The sequence below is a fragment of the Ensifer sp. 38_S197 genome, from assembly GCF_056924495.1.
The window spans coordinates 2623417-2641391 of sequence record NZ_JBXOVZ010000002.1 but is presented as its reverse complement, the minus strand read 5'-3'; the positions used below and the strand labels follow the sequence as shown (position 1 = coordinate 2641391).

16 protein-coding genes, 3 tRNA genes and 1 pseudogene are annotated in these 17975 nt (G+C 61.1%); 6 read left to right on the top strand and 14 right to left on the bottom strand.

Going from position 1 to position 17975, the window contains the following annotated elements:
- Positions 1 to 45: 45 nt before the first annotated feature.
- From AC1Z3V_RS25900 to pcsA, 5 genes are read right to left on the bottom strand one after another with little or no spacing between them, the layout of a single operon-like run.
- Complete coding sequence (locus AC1Z3V_RS25900) at positions 46 to 966, bottom strand: ABC transporter permease (RefSeq protein ID WP_429817179.1); 921 nt, start codon at positions 964 to 966, stop codon at positions 46 to 48.
- Complete coding sequence (locus AC1Z3V_RS25895) at positions 966 to 2060, bottom strand: ABC transporter permease (RefSeq protein WP_429817176.1); 1095 nt, start codon at positions 2058 to 2060, stop codon at positions 966 to 968. The genes AC1Z3V_RS25900 and AC1Z3V_RS25895 overlap by 1 nt, the downstream gene beginning before the upstream one ends.
- Entirely contained in the window at positions 2050 to 3624 is a 1575-nt protein-coding gene (locus AC1Z3V_RS25890; RefSeq protein ID WP_483502497.1) for an ABC transporter ATP-binding protein, read from the bottom strand. The genes AC1Z3V_RS25895 and AC1Z3V_RS25890 overlap by 11 nt, the downstream gene beginning before the upstream one ends.
- Before the next feature lie 48 nt (positions 3625 to 3672).
- Positions 3673 to 4650, bottom strand: a complete 978-nt coding sequence (locus AC1Z3V_RS25885) for a quinone oxidoreductase family protein (RefSeq protein ID WP_429817172.1) — start codon at positions 4648 to 4650, stop codon at positions 3673 to 3675.
- 9 nt (positions 4651 to 4659) lie between these two features.
- Positions 4660 to 5385: a phosphatidylcholine synthase gene (gene pcsA / locus AC1Z3V_RS25880; RefSeq protein ID WP_429817169.1), complete on the bottom strand. Its 726-nt coding sequence runs from the start codon at positions 5383 to 5385 to the stop codon at positions 4660 to 4662.
- 276 nt (positions 5386 to 5661) lie between these two features.
- Here pcsA and AC1Z3V_RS25875 point away from each other — a divergent pair, with 276 nt between their 5' ends.
- Positions 5662 to 6873: a UbiH/UbiF family hydroxylase gene (locus AC1Z3V_RS25875; RefSeq protein WP_483502495.1), complete on the top strand. Its 1212-nt coding sequence runs from the start codon at positions 5662 to 5664 to the stop codon at positions 6871 to 6873.
- Here AC1Z3V_RS25875 and AC1Z3V_RS25870 read toward each other — a convergent pair.
- Positions 6841 to 7803, bottom strand: a complete 963-nt coding sequence (locus AC1Z3V_RS25870; RefSeq protein WP_483502494.1) for an AEC family transporter — start codon at positions 7801 to 7803, stop codon at positions 6841 to 6843. The two genes, AC1Z3V_RS25875 and AC1Z3V_RS25870, sit on opposite strands and share 33 nt — an antisense overlap.
- A gap of 214 nt (positions 7804 to 8017) precedes the next feature.
- Positions 8018 to 8764, bottom strand: a complete 747-nt coding sequence (locus AC1Z3V_RS25865; RefSeq protein ID WP_483504149.1) for a cytochrome c biogenesis CcdA family protein — start codon at positions 8762 to 8764, stop codon at positions 8018 to 8020.
- Positions 8765 to 8955: 191 nt separating this feature from the next.
- Here AC1Z3V_RS25865 and AC1Z3V_RS25860 point away from each other — a divergent pair.
- Positions 8956 to 9031: transfer RNA gene (locus tag AC1Z3V_RS25860), tRNA-Lys, on the top strand.
- A gap of 43 nt (positions 9032 to 9074) precedes the next feature.
- Here AC1Z3V_RS25860 and AC1Z3V_RS25855 read toward each other — a convergent pair.
- Together AC1Z3V_RS25855 and AC1Z3V_RS25850 are read right to left on the bottom strand one after the other, a co-directional pair.
- Positions 9075 to 10260 (bottom strand): annotated as a pseudogene (locus tag AC1Z3V_RS25855) (helix-turn-helix domain-containing protein).
- A gap of 267 nt (positions 10261 to 10527) precedes the next feature.
- The gene (locus AC1Z3V_RS25850; protein ID WP_483502493.1) at positions 10528 to 10863 is read right to left on the bottom strand and encodes a hypothetical protein; all 336 of its coding nucleotides are present in this window, start codon (positions 10861 to 10863) and stop codon (positions 10528 to 10530) included.
- 614 nt (positions 10864 to 11477) lie between these two features.
- On the opposite strand from AC1Z3V_RS25850, the gene AC1Z3V_RS25845 reads away from it, so the two are divergent.
- Together AC1Z3V_RS25845 and AC1Z3V_RS25840 are read left to right on the top strand one after the other, a co-directional pair.
- Positions 11478 to 11732, top strand: coding sequence for a YMGG-like glycine zipper-containing protein (locus AC1Z3V_RS25845; protein WP_429817154.1), 255 nt, complete (start codon positions 11478 to 11480; stop codon positions 11730 to 11732).
- A gap of 414 nt (positions 11733 to 12146) precedes the next feature.
- Positions 12147 to 12410, top strand: coding sequence for a hypothetical protein (locus AC1Z3V_RS25840; RefSeq protein ID WP_483502491.1), 264 nt, complete (start codon positions 12147 to 12149; stop codon positions 12408 to 12410).
- A gap of 140 nt (positions 12411 to 12550) precedes the next feature.
- On the opposite strand, the gene AC1Z3V_RS25835 is transcribed toward AC1Z3V_RS25840, so the two are convergent.
- Positions 12551 to 13531 carry a GlxA family transcriptional regulator gene (locus AC1Z3V_RS25835; RefSeq protein WP_483502489.1) on the bottom strand — a complete coding sequence of 327 codons (981 nt, stop codon included), beginning with the start codon at positions 13529 to 13531 and terminating at the stop codon, positions 12551 to 12553.
- A 418-nt stretch (positions 13532 to 13949) separates the two neighbouring features.
- Between AC1Z3V_RS25835 and AC1Z3V_RS25830 the strand changes: the two genes are divergently transcribed.
- The gene (locus AC1Z3V_RS25830; protein ID WP_483502487.1) at positions 13950 to 14762 is read left to right on the top strand and encodes an alpha/beta hydrolase; all 813 of its coding nucleotides are present in this window, start codon (positions 13950 to 13952) and stop codon (positions 14760 to 14762) included.
- 66 nt (positions 14763 to 14828) lie between these two features.
- Here the strand turns inward: AC1Z3V_RS25830 and AC1Z3V_RS25825 are convergent.
- From AC1Z3V_RS25825 to AC1Z3V_RS25810, 4 genes are all read right to left on the bottom strand, one after another.
- Positions 14829 to 14905 (bottom strand) — tRNA-Arg (locus AC1Z3V_RS25825).
- A 36-nt stretch (positions 14906 to 14941) separates the two neighbouring features.
- Positions 14942 to 15247 (bottom strand): ETC complex I subunit, encoded by a 306-nt coding sequence (locus tag AC1Z3V_RS25820; RefSeq protein WP_429817215.1) that lies wholly within the window; start codon positions 15245 to 15247, stop codon positions 14942 to 14944.
- Between the two features lie 397 nt (positions 15248 to 15644).
- Complete coding sequence (locus AC1Z3V_RS25815; protein WP_429817138.1) at positions 15645 to 15926, bottom strand: hypothetical protein; 282 nt, start codon at positions 15924 to 15926, stop codon at positions 15645 to 15647.
- Between the two features lie 354 nt (positions 15927 to 16280).
- Positions 16281 to 16357: transfer RNA gene (locus tag AC1Z3V_RS25810), tRNA-Pro, on the bottom strand.
- A 246-nt stretch (positions 16358 to 16603) separates the two neighbouring features.
- Here AC1Z3V_RS25810 and AC1Z3V_RS25805 point away from each other — a divergent pair.
- Entirely contained in the window at positions 16604 to 17791 is a 1188-nt protein-coding gene (locus AC1Z3V_RS25805; protein ID WP_483502486.1) for a GGDEF domain-containing protein, read from the top strand.
- Positions 17792 to 17975 lie beyond the last annotated feature (184 nt).

Below are 17975 nucleotides of genomic sequence, written 5' to 3'. Positions count from 1 at the left end.
TTGACCTCTGTCGGTTTGAGAAACGTCCGTCTGAAAGGCTTGAAATCACCGGTCCGGCACAAACGGTTTGCCGAGCGATGCCGGCGTATTGATCAAGGTCATGCGCCGGTTGTGCGAGATGAGGATGAGCACGACGATCGTCGCGAGATAGGGAAGCGACGACAGGAACTGCGAGGGAATGCCGATGCCGAAGGCCTGCGCATGCAACTGGCTGATCGAAACGGCACCGAAAAGGTAGCCGCCCGCCACCAGCCGCCAGGGTCGCCACGAGGAAAAAACCACCAGCGCCAGCGCGATCCACCCGCGCCCGGCCGACATGTTCTCCACCCATTGCGGCGTGTAGACGAGCGACAACTGCGCACCGGCGAGGCCGGCACAGGCGCCACCAAACATCACCGCAAGATAGCGTGTGCGGATAACGTTGACGCCGAGTGCATGCGCGGAGGCGTGGCTGTCACCGACGGCGCGCAGCTTCAGGCCGGCGCGGCTGCTGAACAGGAACCAGTTTACGGCCGCGACAATCGCAATCGATAGGTAGAAGATGATGTCCTGCCGGAACAGCAGCGGACCAATCACCGGAATATCCGCCAGAAGCGGTATCGTAATCGGCTGCAGCTTGATGCCCTGCATGCCGAGGAAGGTCTCGCCCATCATGCCGGAGACGCCGATCCCGAGCAGGGTCAACGCCAGGCCCGTTGCCACCTGGTTGGCGACGAGCGTCAAGGTCAGGAAGGCAAAAAGCTGCGAGAACAGCGCGCCGCAGGCGACGCCCGCGAGCATGCCGAGATAGGGCGAACCGGTGATCTGGGTGATCGCGAAGGCGGAGACCGCCCCCATGATCATCATGCCCTCGACGCCGAGATTGAGCACGCCGGACCGTTCCGTCACCAGTTCGCCGATTGCGGCCAGCACCAGCGGGGTCGCGGCGGTGATGACACTCAGCAGGATCGCTTCGACGATACCCATCAGCGGCTCCCCTCGGTGGTTGTCGCGGTCAGCCGGTCGAAGACCAGCTTGATGCGATAGTGGATCAGCGTGTCGCAGGAGAGCACGAAGAAAAGCAACAGGCCCTGGAAGACGCGCGTGACCTTCTCGGAAACGCCGATCGAAAGCTGCGCCGCCTCGCCGCCGAGATAGGTCAAGGCGAGCACGAGACCGGCGGCGACGATGCCAAGCGGATTGAGGCGACCGAGAAAGGCGACGATGATGGCGGTGAAACCGTAACCGGGCGAGATGACCGGGCGCAATTGCTGGATCGCGCCGCTGACTTCCGAAATGCCGGCGAGCCCGGCAAAGGCGCCCGACAGCAGCATCGAGAACCAGATCATGCGGCGCGACGAGAAACCGGCAAAGCGTCCTGCCCGCTCCGACTGGCCGAGAACCGAAATCTCGAAGCCCTTCAGCGTATAGCGCATCATGAACCAGACGAGGACAGCCGCGATGATGGCAAAAGCGAAGCCCCAGTGCGTGCGTCCAGAAGCGATCATTTCCGGCAGGATCGCATCGACGGCGAAAGTACGCGTCTCCGGAAAGTTCATGCCGCCGGGGTTGCGCCAGGGACCGCGCACCAGCCAGTCGAGAAAGAGCTGAGCGACATAGACCAGCATCAGGCTCGTCAGGATCTCGTTGGTGTTCATATGCGCCTTGAGGAAGGCGGGGATCGCGGCAAAGAGCGCACCGCCGAGCATGCCCATGAGCATCATCAGCGGCAGCACCAGCGGTGACTGCCAATCGTAGAAGACCACCGGCAGGATCGAGCCGGCGATGGCGCCCATGATGAACTGGCCCTCGGCGCCGATATTCCAGTTGTTGGAGCGGAAGCAGACCGAAAGCCCGACGCCGATCAGGATCAAGGGCGCGGCCTTGATCGCCAGTTCGTGCAGCGACCAGACCTCACTCAGGGGTTCGACGAAGAAGCTGTAGAGCGCCATCACCGGGTTCTTGCCGAGCAGCGCGAACATGATGCCGCCGAAGACGATCGTCAGCAGGAAGGCGATGAACGGCGACAGGATCGAAAAAAGCGTCGAGACCTTGGCGCGCTTTTCCAGTTCAATGCGCATGTGCGGCCTCCGTGCCTTCCGTCTTGCCGTACATCCCCCCCATCAGAAGGCCGATCTTTTCACGCGAGAGCTCTTTCGCCGGATAGGGATCGGAGAGCCTGCCGTCGCTGATGACGGCGATCTCCGTCGCGACTTCAAAGATCTCATCGAGATCCTGGCTGATGACGAGGACCGCGGATCCCGCCTTGGCAAGGTCGACGAGTGCCTGGCGGATGCGGCTTGCAGCCCCGGCATCGACCCCCCAGGTCGGCTGATTGACGACCAATACGCTCGGCTGGCGGTCGAGCTCACGGCCGACGATGAACTTCTGCAGGTTGCCGCCCGACAGCGACCCCGCCGGCGGGTCTTCGCCACTCTTGCGCACGTCCATCGCCTCGGAAATGCGCTTCGTGGCGCTCGCCACCGCATCCCGCCGGATGATGTTGAGGAAACCTCCGCCGAGAAAGGCCTTGGCGTCCGAGCGGCTGCGGGCAAGCACGAGATTGTCCGAGAGCGGCAGCGCCGACACGGCGGCATGGCCGTGCCGCTCTTCCGGAACAAACCCTGCGCCCATCAGGCGGCGGGCATTGATGTTTCTGCTGCCGACGGGTCGTTGGCGGATCTGCACGGCATTTTGATCAGCGACGGGATACTCGCCCGACAGCGCATCGAAGAGTTCGCCTTGGCCGTTGCCGGCTACACCGGCAATCGCCAGCACCTCGCCGGCATGAACCTTGAGACAGATGTTCTTCAGCGATACCGCGAAGGGTGTGCGCGCGGGAACCGTCAGGTGACGCGCCTCCAGTTGCACCTGGCCCTTGGCGCTCGTGCCTTCGGCCGTCACGACGGCGACATCGCTTCCGACCATCATGCGCGCCAGCGATGACGGCGTCTCCGTCTTCGGATCGCAGGCGCCGGTGACCTTGCCGTGACGCAGCACCGTCGCGCGGTCGCAGATGCGCTGAACCTCTTCGAGCCGGTGGCTGATGTAGAGGACCGAGCGTCCCTCCGCCTTCAGCTTGTAGAGCGTTTCGAACAGACGATCGGCCTCCTGCGGGGTCAAGACCGAGGTCGGCTCGTCCAGAATGATGAGGCGCGGGTTCTGCAGCAGCGCGCGCACGATCTCGATGCGCTGGCGCTCACCCACGGAAAGGTCGGCCACATGCGCCTTCGGATCGAGCGGCAGGCCGTAGGCATGCGACAGGCGTGAAGCTTCCTCCGCCACCTTCGCCAGCGAGATGTTCGCGTCCATCGAAAGTGCAATGTTCTCGGCGACGGTCAGCGCCTCGAACAGCGAAAAATGCTGGAAAACCATGCCGATGCCGAGCTTGCGCGCGGCGGCGGGATTGGCGATGCGCACGCTCTGGCCCTGCCAGAGGATCTCGCCGGCCGTCGGCGCCAATACGCCGAACAGCATCTTCACCAGGGTCGATTTTCCGGCACCGTTTTCGCCGAGAAGGGCGTGGATCTCGCCCTGTTCGATCTGCAGATCGATCCCATTGCAGGCCGCGAAGCTGCCAAACAATTTCGTCAAGTTGCTCACAGCCAAGAGATGACCGTTCGCCGCTACTCCCTCAACAGGCACGCTGCCCTCTTTCCCCTCTGCTGATCCGCGTCCGCCTTAAGGCTTCGATCACGGAATCAGCAGTGTTGTTCCACTTGTTTTTCTTGTCTCGAGATCCGTATGCGCCCGCCCTGCATCAGCGAGCGGATAAGTCTGATTTATATTGATACGCACTTTGTTGCTTTGCACAATATCAAACAGGGAATTTGCACACGCTTCCAGCGCAGGCCGCGTGGCAACGTAACCGAAGAGTGTCGGACGCGTCGCAAAGAGAGAGCCCTTCTGCGCCAGGATACCGATGCTGAAAGCCTCCACCGGGCCGGACGAATTGCCGAAGCTCACCCACAAGCCGCGCGGCTTCAGGCAATCCAGCGACGCCGGATAGGTGTCGCGCCCGACGGAATCGTAGACGACGTCGACGCCCCGGCCATCGGTCAGCTCCTTCACCCGCGCGACGAAGTTGTCCGTGCGGTAGTTGATCACGTGGTCGTAGCCATGCGCGAGGGCCAGATCGATCTTGTCCTGCGAACCCGCGGTGCCGATCACGGTGGCGCCAAGCGCCTTTGCCCATTGGCCGGCGATCAAACCGACGCCGCCGGCGGCGGCATGGAAGAGGATCGTCGTGCCGGGGCCAACCTGATAGGTCTGGTTGAGCAGGTATTGCGCCGTCATGCCTTTCAGCATCATCGCCGCCGCGGTCTCAAGCGTGATGCCGTCCGGCACCTTCACCAGTTGCGAGGCATCGACATTGCGTTCGCTGGCATAGGCTCCGTCGGCCGAGGCATAGGCGACACGATCACCGATGGAGAAGAGATGGACGCCGTCGCCGACCGCCGTGACGATGCCAGCCCCTTCCTTGCCCGGCACGAAAGGCAGACCCGAGGCGGACTTGTAGAGGCCGGTGCGGAAATAGACGTCGATGAAGTTCAGGCCAACGGCCACCTGGCGGATCTGCACCTCGCCCGGGCCTGGCGGCGAGAGCGTGACGCCTTCGAGTTTCAGGACCTCCGGTCCACCGAGTTCGCGTACCACAATCGCCTGTGCCATTGCCTGCTCCTATTTCCGGCCGAGACTTGGAAAAATCTGCAGCACGAAGCCAATCACGTAGAGATAGATGCCTGCCACGACGAAGCCGGTCACGACCCAGGCCGGCGTCGCAAAGTGCAAGAGCAATGCGTAAACGCCGAGTGCCGACCAGATCAAGAAGACGCCGAGGTTCAGCGGCCGCAAACGCTGCACGCGAACCGGGTGGAGGAAATTGATCGGCAGGAAAGTCAGGACCACCGAGACGAAGACCACGATCGACGCCGTCACTTCGCTTGCCTGAATGACGAACAGCGTGAACACGATCATGTTCCAGACGACGGGGAAGCCCGAAAAGAAATATTCGTCCGTCTTCATGCCCATGTCGGCATAGTAGATCGCGCTCGAAACGACGATCGCGCCTGCCGCGACGAAGGACCAGGGTTCGCCGATCATGCCGCTCTGATAGAGCGCAAAGGCCGGCAGCAGCACATAGGTCACGTAGTCGATGACGTTGTCGAGCGTGTCGCCCGACCAGTTGGGCAGCACTTCCTTGACGCGAACCTTGCGGGCGATCGGGCCATCGATGCCATCGACGAGCAGCGCGAGACCCAGCCACCAGAACATGTCGACGAAGCGATGCTCGGCGGCGGCGACGACGCCGAGGAAGGCGAGAAACGACCCCGAGGCAGTCAAGATATGCACGGAAAAGGCGCGGATCTCGGCGTAGGGAACTCGTCTGTAGTTAAAAAACTTCATCTGCGGACGCCGCCCACCCCTACTGTTTTCCCCGTGCGGGCCTCACACCCGCCTCAACCGCTTTGCGGCGCATTGCCGGTAATATGCACCCTTTGCAACGCATCGCCACTAAAATTCAAGGTTCTCAGCTTCCGCTTGCCACATTGTTCTGTGGACACTTGCAAATTGCTTCTGCGCTGATTCTACCCATTTATTTCGCGCTCGCCCGCGACTAGAGGTATGATTGAGGCTGGACCAGGACGCCTCACAGCGTGTGCGAAAGGGTTTGGTTGCATCATGGATCACTATGACATCGCCATCATCGGTGCAGGCCTCGCGGGATCCCTCGCGGCCATCGCACTCTCCGACGCCGGTTACCGCGTCGCCCTGGTCGGCCCCGAGCCGGCGGTCGCCGACGGTCGCACCACCGCGCTGATGGACCAATCGATCGAGTATCTCAAGAAGCTCAGCCTATGGGAAAAGGTCGAGCCGCTGACCGCGCCGCTCGCGACCATGCGCATTCTCGACGGAACCAACCGGCTGCTGCGGGCGCCGCCGGTCAATTTCCGCGCCTCGGAAGTCGGGCTCGACGCCTTCGGCTACAACATCCCGAACGCGCCGTTCATCGACATTCTCCGCCAGCGGGCCGAAGAGAGCCCGACGCTGACGCGCATCACCGCCTCCGCAATCGGCTTCGACCTTTCGGACACCGTCGCGACCATCGACCTGGCGAACGGCAGCCAATGCAGCGCCCATCTCCTCGTCGGTGCCGATGGTCGTCGCTCACCGGTGCGCGAAGCGGCGAAGATCTCCGTCAGCACCTGGTCCTATCCGCAGACAGCGGTCGTTTTGAACTTCGCGCACGAACTGCCACACCAGAACATCTCGACCGAGTTCCACACCGAAAGCGGCCCCTTCACCCAGGTTCCCCTGCCCGGCAATCGCTCCAGCCTCGTGTGGGTGCGCAAGCCCGACGATGCTGCGCAGACGCTGACGCTCGACCTTCCCGCACTCTCCCGCGCGGTCGAGGACCGGATGCAATCGATTCTCGGCAAGGTAACGGTGGAGGGCGCGCCACAATCCTTCCCCCTTTCCGGCATGACGGCACAACGCTTCGGCAAAGGCCGCGTCGTCCTTCTCGGCGAAGCGGCGCACGCCTTTCCGCCGATCGGGGCCCAGGGGCTCAATCTCAGCCTGCGGGACGTGATGACGCTCGTCGATCTCATCGGTGCATCGAAGGGAGAGACGCTTGCCGACGATATCGGCGACCGCTTCGACAGTCGCCGCCGTCTGGATATTGTCAGCCGCACTGCGAGCGTCGATCTTCTCAATCGCTCGCTGCTTTCCGGCTTCCTGCCGGTGCAGGCGCTGCGCGCGCTCGGACTGCATGTGCTTTCCGCCGTCGGGCCGCTTCGCAGCCTCCTGATGCGCGAAGGCGTTCACCCCGGCAGCGCGCTTCACGCCTTCAAGGATAGCTTACGGGAAAAGATCGGGCGGAAGAGCGCCTGAGCGGATGAGATAAAGCAGGCCGGTGACGGTCGCGACCGAAAGCGTCGTGGTGATGAGGATCGTCGCCGAGGCCCGCTCCTGCCACACACCGTACTGGTGGCCGATGACGAAGACGTTCGTTGCCGTCGGCAGCGCGGCAAGCAACACTGCCGTCTGCACCCAGATCGGGTCGTAGTTCCCCGTCAGGCTCATGGCCGTGAACATGACCAGCGGGTGCAACAGCAGCTTCGCCGGAACGATGTAGCCGATCTCGACGGGAATGCGCTTGATCGGGCGCAGCGCCAGCGTCACGCCCATGGCAAAGAGCGCGCACGGTGCCGCGCACTGGGCGAGATAATCGATGAGCCGCTGAACCGGCACCGGCGGCTGCACCGCGAAGAAGGCGGCGACGACGCCTGCGAGCGTCGCAAGGATGAACGGATGCAGGATGATCTTGCGTGCGACGCTTGCGGCGAGCGCCAGCGGCTTTTCCTGCCGGCCTCCTGATATCGCCATCATCGCCGGCGCGACGGCAAAATGCGCCGCATTCTCGAAACTGAAGATCAGCGCCACCGGCACCGCGGCCGCATCACCGAGAGCAAGAAGCGCCAGTCCAGGCCCCATATAGCCGATATTGCCGTAGGCCGCGCCAAAGCCCTGGATCGTCGCCTCGGCAATAGAGTTGCGCCGCACGTGGACGCCGATGAGGAAAATCAGCGAAAAGACGATGTAGGTCGCGCCGACGGTCGTCAGGATGAAATCGGCGCGGGCCAACTGTTCGATCGGCGTGCGCGACACCAGCTTGAAGAACAGCGCCGGCAGAGCGAGGTAAATGATGAAGGTGTTGAGCCAACCCATCGCTTCGCCCGGATGATGGACGAAGCATGCCGTCAGATAGCCGAGAAAGATCAGGCCGAAGAACGGCAGCACCAGCCCCGCGATTTCCGTCATCTTTCCCCCCGCATCTTTCACTTCCGCGCGCCGGCGCCAGGCCTTCGCGCGCCTTCATTCAAATGGACGCGCAAGGTCGCTCTAGCACTTTGTTTCCAGAGCATCTTTCCGCTGCAAGTGGTTCCACTTGAAAACGGGATGCTCTAGCCCGGAAATTGACCTGGCGATTAGGCCGGCCCCAGCGAAAAGTGATTCCGAAATACGAGGGAATGCCCTAGCCGATTTTCATCAGGATCGGGAAGGTCTGCTGGAACCAGATGGCCATCGAACTGATGAATCCGAAGAGAAATGCAAGGCCGGCAAGCACGAGGAGCCCGCCCATCAACTTCTCGACCAGGCCGAGATGGCGGCGGAAGCGGAACAGGAAGCGCATGAAGGCGCCGGAGAACCCGGCTGCGATCCAGAACGGAACGGCAAGCCCGAGCGAATAGACGGCAAGCAGCATGGCGCCGTCGGACACGGTGTCGCGTGCAGCGGCGACGCCGAGGATCGTGCCGAGCACAGGACCAATGCACGGCGTCCAGCCGAAGGCGAAGGCAAGCCCCATGATATAGGCGCCAGAAAGTGTCGCTGGCTTGCCGCCACCCTGGAAGCGCGCCTCGCGCGCAAGCAAACCGATCTTGAACACGCCGAGGAAATGCAAGCCCATAATGATGATGATCACGCCGCCGATGCGCGACAGCAGATCCATGTGCTGCCGGAGCAGCATGCCGATCGACGAGGCCCCTGCCCCGAGCGCGACGAAGACTGTTGCGAAGCCGAGCGTGAACAAGAGCGCCGCCGGCAGGACCGCGCGCCGGGTGCTGCCGATCGTTGCCGCATCACCGCCTCGGAATTGATCTACCGAGACACCGGCCATGTAACAAAGATAGGGCGGCACCAGTGGCAGAACGCAGGGGGAAAGGAACGACAGGGCGCCGGCAAGAATGGCGGTCCAGATGGAAATATCGGCGATCGACAACGGCAAGAACTCCGGCATGCGGCATTTGGGCCATTCCTTAGCCGCAGGATTACCATGATACCAATCACCTTTTGGCGATCATTGCGCCATGCACGGTTTCTTCGCAAAACCCGCAATTTTTAGGTTGACCGACAGGAGACACGCGTGCATATGTCCGCCCACTTCCGCCGGGCTTCACGGCCGCGGCCAGGGAGCGCGTAGCTCAGCCGGTAGAGCAACTGACTTTTAATCAGTAGGTCCAGGGTTCGAATCCCTGCGCGCTCACCACGGATTTTCTTGTCCGACCGGAGACATAGGTGACAGTTTGTCCCTAAGAGATGGGTGACAATCTCGTGCCGAACGGATTGTCGATGGTTTGCAATGTCCTCTGCTCCAAGTCGATATATCCCAGATCATAGTGCATGAAGCTGACGAGCCAAATGCCGTCGTCGACTTCCTTGATTCCGAGTTTCTGTCCTGCCAGCACGGTCGAGATGTTGATCTTCTTGCGATAGATGCAGATGCGGCCGCAATTGGTGACGAGCGCGTCTCGATCGTGGAAGGGATGGTCGATCTCCGGCAGGCCCCGGTAGGGTCTTGCGGATGCGACATAGAGACTGGCGGGCAGCTTCATTTCCAGCGCTTCGTGCGGCCGCTCCTGATTGAATTCGTTGACGAAAGCATCGAAGCGGGCCTGCTGCTGGAGGATGTTTTGGCCGGGTGGTCGGGTGGCCTCTTTCTTCAACGTCAGGTGCATGCGCATGCCGGCCGTTCTGTTGGGGACGGCCGGGCCTGATGCGCTCGAGCGCGATGCCGAGCCTGAGCCACCAGACCGACAGCTTCGAGAGATTGTAGAGCCCGTTCGGCGAGGCAAAGGGCAAGCCGTTGTCGCTTCTGATCGCGAGCGGAAGGCCGCATTCGGCAAACAGCCGCTGGAAAGCGTCGAAGACGCCCTGTTCGCGGGTCAATTCGAAGGCTTCGCAGCAAAGAAGGTAGCGCGATGCCTGGTCGGTGATTGTGAGCGGGTAACAGTATCGGCCATTGCCGAGCTTGAACTCGCCCTTGAAGTCGGCACACCACAGATCGTTTGGCATGAATGCCTGCGACAGCGGCGTTCCTTCGGCGCGAAAGCGCTGTCGCTTGCGGGCATGGGTGACGAGCCCGTGCCGGTCGAGCACGGCATGCACGGTGCTCTTGGACGGCACGCGCGCATCGCCGGCGAGCCGCTTCACCAGCAGTTCGCGGATCTTCCTGGCCCCCCAGTGCGGCTTCTCCTTCTTGCAGGAGGCGATCATCGCCTCGACCGCCCCGGGCAACTGGTTGGCGTAGCGCACCGGCCGGCGCGACCGATCCGTCAGCGCCTCCAGACCGTCGTCCTTATAGCGATTGAAGATCTTGTAGCCGGTCTTGCGCGAGATGCCGAAGGCCCGGCACACATCGCTCATGCCTTCGCCCTCAAGCAGCCGGGCGACAAATCGCAGACGTTCCTCCATCACCGAAGTCTCACTCCACGGCATCAACACCTCCCGCAAAAAGCGAAAAGTGTTACCCATGTCTCCGGTACGAAACGTCACCTATCTCTCAGGTCGGGCATTCAATAGCCAGCAATAAACCAAGCGTCTGTCCTAGTTTGGCGGGTCGCCACGGTCGGCATCCGCCAAAGACAAAGCGGTGCTTCCCGATCTGCAAAAATCGAGCGGTTGGACATTACCGCTAACGCTCGAGCAAGCCGGAGAAGTCTGCCGGGGACTCAAGCAGCCCGCTGATTCAGGCGCCAATCGCCGCTAAAAATCGAAATAGACGGAGACGCCAGATCGACGGTAGCGGTACGGATCATAGTAGCCATAGTACCCGCGGTCACGATAGCCGTTGTAGTACCCGTAATGCCGCGGATAGCACCTGCCGTAATAGTGACAAGAACGCCAAGCGTATCGCCTATCCCAACGATGATGCCACCGGTGTTCCGCGCGCCAATGATGGTGACTCCGGTGACTGACCTGTTCGACAGTCCCAGCCTGTACTTGCGCGGGTTTTGGCACGAAAATCGGAGCGGCGCTCAGCGGCACGGCGAAAGACGCAGCCAAACCAATCGCTGCGAAGGCGGATAAGAGCTTTTTCATCGTAATTCCTCCTATCTTGTAATTATTTTGGGCTACTCAGCCTGAACCTCCGATGAATACGGGAGCCGCACGGCCGGTAGCCTGGCACCGCTGGCGCCGCCCCTATGGGCGGTGCCGTGCGATGCCGGCTTACTCTTCCGGAACGTTCCCATCGGGCCGACGGTTCCCTTCTTGGCCCCCCTAGGGACGATGACGTGGGAAAAGATCTGAAGCGGGCCTTGCCGGAAAATCGACCGAACCGGCTCGGGTGCCGTGGGCGGTAAGGCAGGCGCTGGCCGCGCTCGGCGCCGCCGATCACCCACGCACCGCAACCGGGCTAACGCTCACTGTCAGCTTCCGCGCGCTTATGATCGGCTATGTTATCGGCCGTTCGTCGGCCGTCACCGGGCAAAGCTGCTGGCTATGACCGCCCCCCGCGCCGCAAGGTCTGCAGCCAGTTGACGAGATCGACGGCCGGAGGCTGCGGTTGCCCGATTGCGTGAATGCCGGCGATCCCCTTGCGCCCCTGGCATCACCCCTATCGACAATTGCGTGCGTTGCGTAGATGCTGCACCTCACGCTAGGGGTGCAGAGCGGTGAACTCCCGGGTTGATTTGTAGCAAAGGGTGAAAAGCATGAAAAAGCTTATCATTGCGATTGGAATGGTTGGTACGCTTGCTTCCTGCACGCAGACCGAAAAAGGAACCGCCATCGGCGCCGGCACGGGCGCCATCATCGGAGGCGTCGTGAGTGACAGTTGGGGCGGCGCGGCGATCGGCGCCGTGGCCGGTGGCATCATGGGCAACCTCATCGGTCGTTCCCGCGAGCGCGAAGGCTATTGCATCTATCGCGATCGCTACGGCCGCCGATACGAAGCGCGCTGCCGATAACAGCCGCCTTCCCGAAGCGAACGGCGTCTTTCCTGCAAGGCGCGTGACTTCGAACCTGCAAGAAATCCTTGCGATGGCAAACAACCTGGCCGCCACGCGTCGCTCGCCTGGCGGTCGGCGTCCGGTTTATGGACGGTGGTGCCCAGCCATTCCGACACCAGCATCTCGGCAGCCTTTCGTCGTCGACAAGCCGTTATCCAGGCGGAACATGCCGCTACTGCATGTTTCCTTTAATCGTAGCCGATTAAAGGATCCAAAGTGCTACAGCGACCTTTGCGCGGCTGATCACACGCGCGGCGTCGTAGAAGGACGAGAGCAAGAGTGCCAGCAACGGAGCGCATCGTTGCACGCCGGTACAGCGATAACGGCCGAACAGCATGAGACGTCCTCTATCAAGCGTGTTACACTGCTGACATGACTGACGAAGAGCAGACGTACGAATACTCGGATTTTTCCGGCCAATTCAGTGACGATGGCATCATCGTCGAATTGCGGATTTATCGGCCGGCGGGCACGAATCTCGATTGGGTACTCGAGGTGATCGATGAGGAAGGTTTCTCCACCACGTGGGAGGAGCCCTTCCCCACCGATCGAGAAGCCTTTGAGGAATTCATTGCGACCGTCCAGCGAGATGGTATCCAGGCATTTACCGACGAGCCGCCACAGACCGTTCACTAGCTCCAATCCTGACCTGTAGATTGATTGCCGCGGCCGCATCTCTCCTCTGATCGCAGCCGGCTAAAGGGAATGCTCCAGCGACCTTTGCACGCCTGAAACGCACAGCGCTGCAGGCGGCATTCACCCGCTCAGCAAATCCGCTACGCCGCAGCCGCCCTCCGCGCCGCACGCATCTTCAGTGGGCTCATGCCATATTCGCGGCTGTAGGCGCGGGAAAAGGCGGACAGGCTATCGAAGCCGCAACGAATCGCGATCTCGCGGATAGGGCTGCCGGAATCGCGCACCAGACGGTGCGCGACCTGGAGGCGGAGCCGAAGATAGTAGGCGCCGGGGCTGGTCGACAGCCCGCGCGCAAAAAGCAACTCCAGCTTGCGCTGCGAAATCGACAGCCGCTTCGTCAAAGCTGCGATCGTCAACGGGCGCTCGAGCGTGCGCTCCATCAGCCGAATCGCGTCTGCGAGTTCCGGATCGCGCGTTTCGATCCGCCCGAGCGAAACGAATGGCTGGACATCGGTGGCGCTGTGCGTCTGGTCATAGACGAAAATGCTGGCGACATCGAGGGCCAGCGCCGAACCCAGCCTTTGCGTGATCCAGTGCAGCATCATGTCGAAGGTCGGCGAGGCACCGCCCGACGTCCAGAACTTTCCATCGGCGACGAAGCGATCACCAAGCACGGTCAAGGCCGGAAAGGCCTGGCTGAAATCCTCGAGTTCTTCCCAATGGGCGGTCGCCCTGCGGCCATTGAGCAGGCCGGTTCGCCCAAGTAGCCAGCAGCCTGATTCGATGCCGGCGATGATATCGAAATGCCGGGAGGACTCCTGCAGGATTCCGATGAATTTCTTGCCGACATGCCGATCGAGGTTGAAGCCCCCGATCACCAGCAGTGCATCGCCGGCAAGTGGCTGGGCGAACTTGCCGTTGACCACGATCGGCACCCCGCAGGTCAATGTCACCGGTTTCCCGTCAGCCGAAAGCAGCCGCCAGCGAAACACGTCGCGTCCAGAGATGCGGTTGGCGGCCCGCATCGGATCCAGCACCGAGGCAAGCGACATGATCGACGACTCCGGCAGGATGACGACGGAAACTTCGATCACAGATTGTGGACGTCCATCGGATGGCATGCGAGAAATGTCAAATTTTGAGCGATAAATGTCAATTCTGGAAATGACGTTCGGGCATTATCAGACCGTATCGATCTCCCTACGCGCGGCGCTGCAGCCCCGCGCAGAGACGTTCCCCTTTCCGCCTTTGCCGGAACGGGCCGGTCGGAGCCATCCACCGGCCCGTTTTTTTATGCGGAAGAGCAAACGCTGTAGGTGAACGCCGAGTCCGTCCTGGCCGCATTCAACATCGGAGACCTCGATCCAGCTTGTTTGAGATCGACGATCGGTAAGTCATCGGACAAGGCGTCGGTCCCTTACAATTTCGGCCGGACTTTAGTGAGAATTTCCGCACGTTTTTCCAGTCGGTTCGCAATCCCGCTGAAATCGCAGTACATTTGCCGTCGCCCTTCCTCTCTCTACGGCCGGACACGACGTCATGAACATCCCAAGACTTCTGCTGATCTTGCCGCTGTCTGCGGTCCTGATCTATCTTCTTCTTCTGGGCTTCATTTATCTATCTCAACGCACGCTTCTCTATCCCGGGGCCGAAGACATTGCCGCGCCGGAGCAAGCGAGTTGGGGCGAGAATGTCTCCGTCAAAACGCCGGATGGCGAGACGCTGCACGGGCTTTACAGCCAAGGCAAACCCGACAAGCCCGGTGTGCTGCTCTTTTTCGGGAATGGCGATCGGGTCGACAACTACGGCTTTCTCGCACAAGCCTTGGCCGCGCGTGGCATCGGACTGCTCGCGATATCCTATCGCGGCTATCCGGGATCGACCGGTTCACCAAGCGAGGACGGGCTGCTGACGGACGGCATCGCGGCTTTCGACTGGCTGGCGCCCCGCATTAAAGGGGGCATCGTCGTACTCGGCCGCTCGCTTGGCTCCGGCGTCGCCGTGAACACGGCGACACAAAGACCAGCAACCGGCATGATCCTTGTCTCTCCATATCTGTCGGTTCAGTCGGTCGCCCAGGCGCGCTACTCATTCCTTCCTGTCTCGCTTCTCATCAAGGATTCCTTCCGCTCCGACCTCAAAATAGCGGCGGTGAAACAGCCAAAGCTTTTCATTCACGGACGGTTGGACGACAGCATTCCCCTGTCCTCGGGCGAGGCGCTCTATCGGATCGCTGCTGAACCCAAGCAGATGCTGGTCGACGAGCGCTCGGGTCACAATGACATCTGGAACGACAAGACGGTGAGCGAGGTGATCCGCTTCGTGGAGGCGCTGAAACCGGATGCGACCTAGGCTATCTCCGCTCAACCAGAAGGCTGGACTCTCGGATTTGCATTGAAGAAACGGACGATTAGGAGATGGCGACCCCTGCAGGATTCGAACCTGCGACAACCTGCTTAGAAGGCAGGTGCTCTATCCAACTGAGCTAAGGGGCCGTCCCGGGCCAGGCCCGCCGAATGCGGCCGGAGGACTTAGTGGGTCCAGGGCTGCATCCGGTTGAAACGGAAGTTGTCCGGATAGGACACGTTCTTGCGCGTTGATTCCTTCGGTGCGATCACGCGGTATTCGATGCCGTTGCGCTCCGCATAGGCGATGGCTTGCTCGGCATTTTCGAAGGTCAGTCGCAGCTGCTGCTTCATGTCGCCGGAGCTGGTGTAACCCATGATCGGGTCGATGGTGCGCGGCTTTTCCTGATCAAACTCCAGCACCCACAGATTCGTCTTGGCCTTGCCAGACTGCATGGCGGTCTTTGCTGGACGATAGATCTTTGCGGACATGGTTTCGAACGGCTCCATACTTTCGCCGGCAACATTCACGGCCGCCAGCATTCCGTCTTCCCATAACGCAGAATGATTTAAAACGGAATGACTTTCAGCCGGATAAATTTGGCTTTTCAGCGGGAGATCCGGCCTGGCCAAACGTTCGGCGGGCAGACCGGGCGATCAGGTACCGCGGTGATCGCGCAACGCAGCCGGCGGGAAACGGCAAGTGACGGATATCGCGCTGAACGATGGGTGGCCTCAGAGAATCGACCGTGCGCCTCCGGCCCCAAAAGCCGGAAATGTTGAAACAGGCGAGCACCCTATGTCCTCGCCTGCTCATCTTCACTTTGCGAAACGGTCTAAAACTGGCCCGTCCCGGCACTGACCAATGGGTCTCACGCCCCCTTCTGGTTTACGGAACGCGTATCTTTACGTTGGCGTGCTCATTGGCGGACTCGGTATCGGTGGCCGGCGTCTGGGTGTCATGGCCGGTGAAGGGACTTCCCTGCCCAGGAGCCAGGGTGCCACTGTGACCGGCTTTGTTGGTCGTAAAGGCGTGCGTCATAGAAGACGCCCTACTGCCGGGCGCCAGTCCATTCTGCTGCGCTTGGAAAAGATGATCGTCCGCGTGTGCAACGACGCCGGAAACGATCAGCAAGGCCGCAACTGCGGCAACTCGGGTGTGCATCATCATGGTAAGCTCCACTTTTGCTGCCCCCGATCGAGCGACACGCCGCCCAACGTTTCTATTCCGCAGTTCATGATCACGACTACGTGAACCGCCCTCTTCGAGATCGGCAATCCGTCTATCGCGCTTGATCCTGGCCGCCCCTACCTAGGCATGAGGCCTTCCTCCCTGCCCGGGAACGGAGCACGCCGAATACGGCCGGTGAGTGCGCCGGTTTGAGCAAAAGCGTCGTGCGCCGGACGGGCCACGTGGAGAGGTAAGATCAGTTACGGGACGAGAGCGCACAGCCCTCTTCCGCCCACAATGCATTGCGTGCGTTGTGAAACGACCGATAAATATGAGTGATTTCAAATAGTTATATGGTCGGAGTGGAGAGATTCGAACTCCCGACCCTCTGGTCCCAAACCAGATGCGCTACCAGACTGCGCTACACTCCGTACCAACGGCGCCGGAGATACACGGTTCGCCCTTGGGCTGCAACATGAAATTTCGTTGATGCCTGCACTAAAGGAAAACCGGATTTCGGCCCAGCGACGGTCCGCGGCCGACAGAAATGTCCCGAATCGGGACAAAAATGCGGGTTTGTCATTCGAACTTAGTAATCACTAAATCCATTGCAGCTAGAGCCAGGCAGTGCACTACCGCGCCGTGCCAGCGTTCCAAGCCCGCCCGAGCATCATCCCATGAACACCCAACTCGATCTCGCCACCGTCCTGCTGCTTCACAAATCATCGTTCCTTGTCGGTGCGTTCTGCTTCCTCTACGCCCGTTGGCAATCACCGCGCGATGAAGGTCTTGGAATTCTTGCGAGCGGTTTCCTCTTCCTGGCTCTCGCTTCGACGCTTGCCGGCTACGGCGAACAGAAGCTGCTGCCGGGCTATCTGTGGACGCTTTCAAGCTTCACGCTCGGGATTGGCGGTTATGCGTTGTTCTGGATCGGCGTGCGCCGCCTGAGCGCCGGCCGTCGACGCAAGACGGACTGGCTGGCGCTTTCAATACCGATCGCGGGCGCAGCAATCGGCCTTGCCACGCATTTCCATGTGGTCAACTACATCCGCGCCAGCGTGTTCAACGCCACCGCCTTTGTCTTCCTGGCCGCCTCCGCCCTTGCCGTCATATCTGATCGCCACAGGGAACCGCTGCCGGTACGCGCCCTGTTTGCGGCGGCCATGGCCGTTGGCGCCAACCTTTGCCTTGGGGTGGTCATCGGGCTCATGAAGCCCGGCATCATACCGATTACCACCACCTACGCCTTTTTCCTCTCGATCATCTGCCACTTCGCTATCGCCCTTTTCGCTCTGGTCCTCGTCAAGGAGAGAGCTGAAGCCGAGCTCCGGTATTCGGCCGATACCGACGCCCTGACCGGCGCCTGCAACCGACGCTGGTTTCTCGCGCAACTGCCCAGATCGAACTGGCACGGCGACTGCCTCGTCGTCATGGATCTGGATTTCTTCAAGCGCATCAACGATCGCTACGGCCACCAGGCCGGCGATCAGGCTTTGATCGCCTTTGCCGATCTCATCAAGAAGAATCTCAGAAAGGGTGATTGCTTTGCCCGGCTCGGCGGAGAGGAGTTCGGCCTCTACCTCCCGCAGACGAGCGAAGCACAGGCGCTGGCGATCGCCGAGCGGCTCCGTCGTGCGGTCGAAGAGCTCGTGGTGACAAGGAACGACCAGTGCATATCGCTCAGTGTCAGCATGGGACTGGCCTTTGCCGGCGGTGACGAGGGTACGTGGGAAGATTTGTTCAACAGGGCGGATGCAGCGCTCTACGAAGCCAAGCGCAGCGGCCGCAACCGCGTCACGTCATTTTCTTCAGCGGCCGCAAGCGGCTCGAAGCCAATGAAACGTAGCCTCAGTCGCACCGGGTGAGGCAGAGGCGGACGGGCGAGCCCCAAAAAGGAAGCGGCCATCCTATACGGAGGGAGGCCGCCCAGGCTGGAGGTGTAGTAATGCCTCATTTTACTCCTATTGAGAGAAATTGCCTGTGGCCAATTTTCACCTATGCCGAGCAAAATCCACCATCGCGCGAGCGCATGGCGACGCCACACTTTGC

Bases quoted from the DNA above. Each gene is read 5' to 3' on its own strand.
- AC1Z3V_RS25900 (WP_429817179.1), bottom strand. From the start codon at position 966: ATGGGTATCGTCGAAGCGATCCTGCTGAGTGTCATCACCGCCGCGACC.
- AC1Z3V_RS25895 (WP_429817176.1), bottom strand. From the start codon at position 2,060: ATGCGCATTGAACTGGAAAAGCGCGCCAAGGTCTCGACGCTTTTTTCG.
- AC1Z3V_RS25885 (WP_429817172.1), bottom strand. From the start codon at position 4,650: ATGGCACAGGCGATTGTGGTACGCGAACTCGGTGGACCGGAGGTCCTG.
- pcsA (WP_429817169.1), bottom strand. From the start codon at position 5,385: ATGAAGTTTTTTAACTACAGACGAGTTCCCTACGCCGAGATCCGCGCC.
- AC1Z3V_RS25875 (WP_483502495.1), top strand. From the start codon at position 5,662: ATGGATCACTATGACATCGCCATCATCGGTGCAGGCCTCGCGGGATCC.
- AC1Z3V_RS25870 (WP_483502494.1), bottom strand. From the start codon at position 7,803: ATGACGGAAATCGCGGGGCTGGTGCTGCCGTTCTTCGGCCTGATCTTT.
- AC1Z3V_RS25850 (WP_483502493.1), bottom strand. From the start codon at position 10,863: ATGAAAAAGCTCTTATCCGCCTTCGCAGCGATTGGTTTGGCTGCGTCT.
- AC1Z3V_RS25845 (WP_429817154.1), top strand. From the start codon at position 11,478: ATGAAAAAGCTTATCATTGCGATTGGAATGGTTGGTACGCTTGCTTCC.
- AC1Z3V_RS25840 (WP_483502491.1), top strand. From the start codon at position 12,147: ATGACTGACGAAGAGCAGACGTACGAATACTCGGATTTTTCCGGCCAA.
- AC1Z3V_RS25835 (WP_483502489.1), bottom strand. From the start codon at position 13,531: ATGCCATCCGATGGACGTCCACAATCTGTGATCGAAGTTTCCGTCGTC.
- AC1Z3V_RS25830 (WP_483502487.1), top strand. From the start codon at position 13,950: ATGAACATCCCAAGACTTCTGCTGATCTTGCCGCTGTCTGCGGTCCTG.
- AC1Z3V_RS25820 (WP_429817215.1), bottom strand. From the start codon at position 15,247: ATGTCCGCAAAGATCTATCGTCCAGCAAAGACCGCCATGCAGTCTGGC.
- AC1Z3V_RS25815 (WP_429817138.1), bottom strand. From the start codon at position 15,926: ATGATGATGCACACCCGAGTTGCCGCAGTTGCGGCCTTGCTGATCGTT.
- AC1Z3V_RS25805 (WP_483502486.1), top strand. From the start codon at position 16,604: ATGAACACCCAACTCGATCTCGCCACCGTCCTGCTGCTTCACAAATCA.